We start from the raw sequence: 3,671 nt of genomic DNA, 5'->3' as shown, positions 1-3,671 counted from the left end.
CGAGGCGTCGGCGCTGGCCTCGCACCCGCTGGGCGAGATCATCCCGAGCGTGCAACCGCGGCTCAGCCTGGCCCGCCGGTTGCCCGTCGGCCACGGAGCGCCGTGCCACCGCCGGTCGCCGCACCGCCGGTGGCCGCCGCGCCGCCCGGCGAGGGCGGACCCGACAACAGCGCAACGATGGGGAACACTCGTGACTGAGCCAGGCGGTCAGCGGACCGCGACACCCGGGACGCCGTCGGCGTCGGCCGCACCAGCGTTCGAGCGGGGCCTGGCCGAGACGGACCGGGTCGAGCTGACAGTCGACGCGGTCGCGCCCGGCGGGCACTGTGTCGCCCGGGTGGACGGGCAGGTGGTCTTCGTCCGGCACGCGCTGCCGGGTGAGCGGGTCGTCGCCGAGGTCACCGAGGTGCACCGGGGGTTCGTCCGGGCCGACGCGGTGACAGTGCTCGAGCCCTCACCGGACCGGGTCGAGCCGCCCTGCCCGTACGCGAGGCCGGGTGCCTGCGGGGGCTGCGACCTCCAGCACGTCGCACCGGCCGCCCAGCTGGCCTGGAAGACCGCAGTGGTCCGCGAGCAGCTCGTCCGCCTCGGTGGACTGACCGACGTCGAGCTGGACCGGCTCGGCGTGCGCGTCGAGGCATTGCCCGGTGGGCTGCTCGGCTGGCGCTCCCGGGTCCGTTACGCGGTCGACGCCGCCGACCGTGCCGGCCTGCTCAAGCACCGCTCGCACGAGGTGGTGCCGATCGACCGCTGCCGGATCGCCCACCCGGCCATCCAGCAGCTTCCGGTACTCACCCCCACCGGTGCGCGCTGGCCGGCCGCCGAGGCGGTGGAGACCGTCGCCAGCACCGGCGGGGACGTGACCGTCACGGAGATCCGCGACGGGGCGCCCACCCCGGTCAGTGGCCCGACCGAGGTCCACGAGGTAGCCGCCGGACGGGACTGGACGCTGCCCGCTTCCGCGTTCTGGCAGGTGCACCCGGCCGCCGCGGACGCCCTCTCCGCAGCCGTGCTGGAGTTGCTGGACCCGCAGCCGGGCGAGGTCGCCTGGGACCTCTACGGCGGCGCTGGGCTGTTCGCCGCCGGGCTGGCCGCACGGGTCGGCGCGACCGGCCGGGTGACAGTTGTCGAAGCGGCGGCGCAGGGTGTCGCCGCCGCCCGGGAGAACCTCGCCGACCAGCCCAGCGTCGAGGTGGTGTCGGCACGGGTGGAGACCGCGCTGGCCCGCCGACGGATCACGGGCCCGGTCGACGTGGTGGTGCTCGACCCGCCGCGCTCCGGTGCCGGCGCCCAGGTGGTCCGCGCGTTGGTCGCCGCGGGCCCGCGGGCGGTCGCGTACGTGGCCTGTGACCCGGCCGCCTTCGCCCGGGACGTGCGTACCTTCGCCGACCTCGGTTGGCGACTGGCGGCGCTCCGGGGCTTCGACCTCTTCCCGATGACGCAGCACGTCGAGCAGGTCGGGCTGCTGCTTCCCCCGGACGCTGGGTAGAACCCGCCGGGTGGCACCTGACCGGGTACTCAGCTGCCCACTCCTGGCCCGGCCGGGGTGCCTCAGGCTCGGGCCGGGCTGCGGAGTACCGGGGGGCCGATAGACTCTCCGGTCATGAGTGTTGAAGAGGACACGGCCAACCACGGCCGGCTGCTGGGGACGGTTCGCGGTCCGCAGGACGTCAAGCGGATGTCCGGCGAGGAACTGGACGTCCTCGCCGCCGAGATCCGGGACTTCCTGATCACCAAGGTCTCCCGCACCGGCGGGCACGTCGGGCCCAACCTCGGTGTGGTCGAGCTGACGCTCGCCATGCATCGCGTCTTCGACTCCCCCCGGGACCGGCTCCTGTTCGACACCGGCCACCAGGCGTACGTACACAAGATCCTTACCGGGCGTCAGGCCGGCTTCGACAAGCTCCGCCAGCGCGGTGGCCTCTCCGGCTACCCCAGCCAGGCGGAGAGCGAGCACGACCTCATCGAGAACTCGCACGCTTCCACCGCGCTGTCCTACGCCGACGGCCTCGCCAAGGCGTACGCCCTCCGGGGCGAGGCGCGCAGCGTCGTGGCCGTGGTCGGCGACGGCGCGCTGACCGGCGGCATGTGCTGGGAGGCGCTGAACAACATCGCCACCGCCGGCAACTCCCTCGTGATCGTGGTCAACGACAACGGCCGGTCCTACTCGCCGACCATCGGCGGGCTGGCCGACCACCTCTCCTCGCTGCGGCTCAACCCCGGCTACGAGAAGGTCCTCGACACCGTCAAGGACGCCCTCGGCTCCACGCCGCTCGTCGGCAAGCCGATGTACGAGGTGCTGCACGCGGTCAAGAAGGGCATCAAGGACGCGGTCGCCCCGCAGGCCATGTTCGAGGACCTGGGCATCAAGTACGTGGGCCCGGTGGACGGGCACGACGTGACGGCGGTCGAGGCGGCGCTGCGCGCGGCCAAGAACTTCGGCGGCCCGGTCATCGTGCACGCCGTCACCCGCAAGGGCTACGGCTACCGTCCCGCCGAGGAGGACGAGGCGGACTGCCTGCACGGCCCCGGCAGCGCCTTCGACGTGGAGACCGGTGCCCTGCTGGCCGCCCCGTCGGTGAAGTGGACGCACGTCTTCGCCGACGAGCTGCTGGCCATCGCTGACGAGCGCCCGGACGTGGTGGGCATCACCGCCGCCATGGCCGAGCCGACCGGCATCGCCAAGCTGGCCCGCAAGTACCCCGAACGGGTGTACGACGTGGGCATCGCCGAGCAGCACGCGGCCACCTCGGCGGCCGGGTTGGCGCTCGGTGGCCTGCACCCGGTGGTCGCGGTCTACGCCACCTTCCTCAACCGCGCCTTCGACCAGGTCCTGCTGGACGTGGCGATGCACAAGCTGCCGGTGACCTTCGTGCTGGACCGGGCGGGAATCACCGGCCCGGACGGGCCCAGCCACTACGGCATCTGGGACATGTCGGTCTTCGGAGTGGTGCCGGGGCTGCGCATCGCCGCTCCCCGCGACGCCGCCACCCTGCGCGAGGAACTGCGCGAGGCGCTGGCCGTCGACAACGGCCCGACAGTGGTGCGGTTCCCGACCGGTGCGGTCGCCGCAGATCTGCCGGCGCTGCGCCGGGTCGGCACTGTCGACGTGCTGGCCGAGTCGGCCCGTACCGACGTGCTGCTCGTCGCCGTCGGCTCCTTCGGCCAGTTGGGCATGGAGGTGGCCGCCCGGGTCGCCGAGCAGGGCTACGGCGTCACCGTCGTCGACCCCCGCTGGGTGCGCCCGGTCCCGGCGGAACTGGTCGACCTGGCCGCCCGCCACCGGCTCGTGGTCAGCGTCGAGGACGGCGTCCGGGTCGGCGGGGTGGGCGACGCGCTCGCCCAGGCGATGCGCGACGCCGACGTCCGGGTGCCGCTCAAGGACCTGGGTGTGCCCGCCGACTGGCACCCACACGGCACCCGCGCGCAGATCCTCGCCGACCTGGGCCTGACCGCTCAGGACGTGGCCCGCAACGTCACCGGTTGGATCTCCGGCCTGGACGCCACCCCGGACCGCCTCACCCCCAGCGACGCGGCCGCACAGAACTGACGAGAACAAACAACGGCGGGCGTCCCTCGGGACGCCCGCCGTCCCATATCCACCCGCAGTCCGCAGTCCGCAGTCCGCAGTCCGCAGTCCGCAGTCCGCAGTCCGCACCCTCAGGCCGCGC

At 73.7% G+C, this 3,671-nt stretch carries 2 protein-coding genes; both read left to right on the top strand.

Annotated features, from left to right (window positions below; all coding sequences use genetic code 11):
* Positions 1-268: 268 nt before the first annotated feature.
* A complete protein-coding gene (locus ABZ749_RS31560; protein ID WP_357234220.1) occupies positions 269-1,489 on the top strand; it encodes a TRAM domain-containing protein in 1,221 nt (406 codons plus the stop codon).
* A 114-nt stretch (positions 1,490-1,603) separates the two neighbouring features.
* Positions 1,604-3,550, top strand: a complete 1,947-nt coding sequence (gene dxs / locus ABZ749_RS31555; RefSeq protein WP_328650389.1) for a 1-deoxy-D-xylulose-5-phosphate synthase — start codon at positions 1,604-1,606, stop codon at positions 3,548-3,550.
* Positions 3,551-3,671: the final 121 nt, after the last annotated feature.

Source organism: Micromonospora sp. NPDC047753 (assembly GCF_040642735.1).
GTDB lineage: Bacteria > Actinomycetota > Actinomycetes > Mycobacteriales > Micromonosporaceae > Micromonospora.
Note: the sequence above shows the minus strand (reverse complement) of the source record. Positions and strands in the feature narration are given on the sequence as shown.

What these genes read in the sequence shown, in the direction of transcription:
- dxs (WP_328650389.1), top strand. Translation starts at nt 1,604, where the DNA reads ATGAGTGTTGAAGAGGACACGGCCAACCACGGCCGGCTGCTGGGGACG.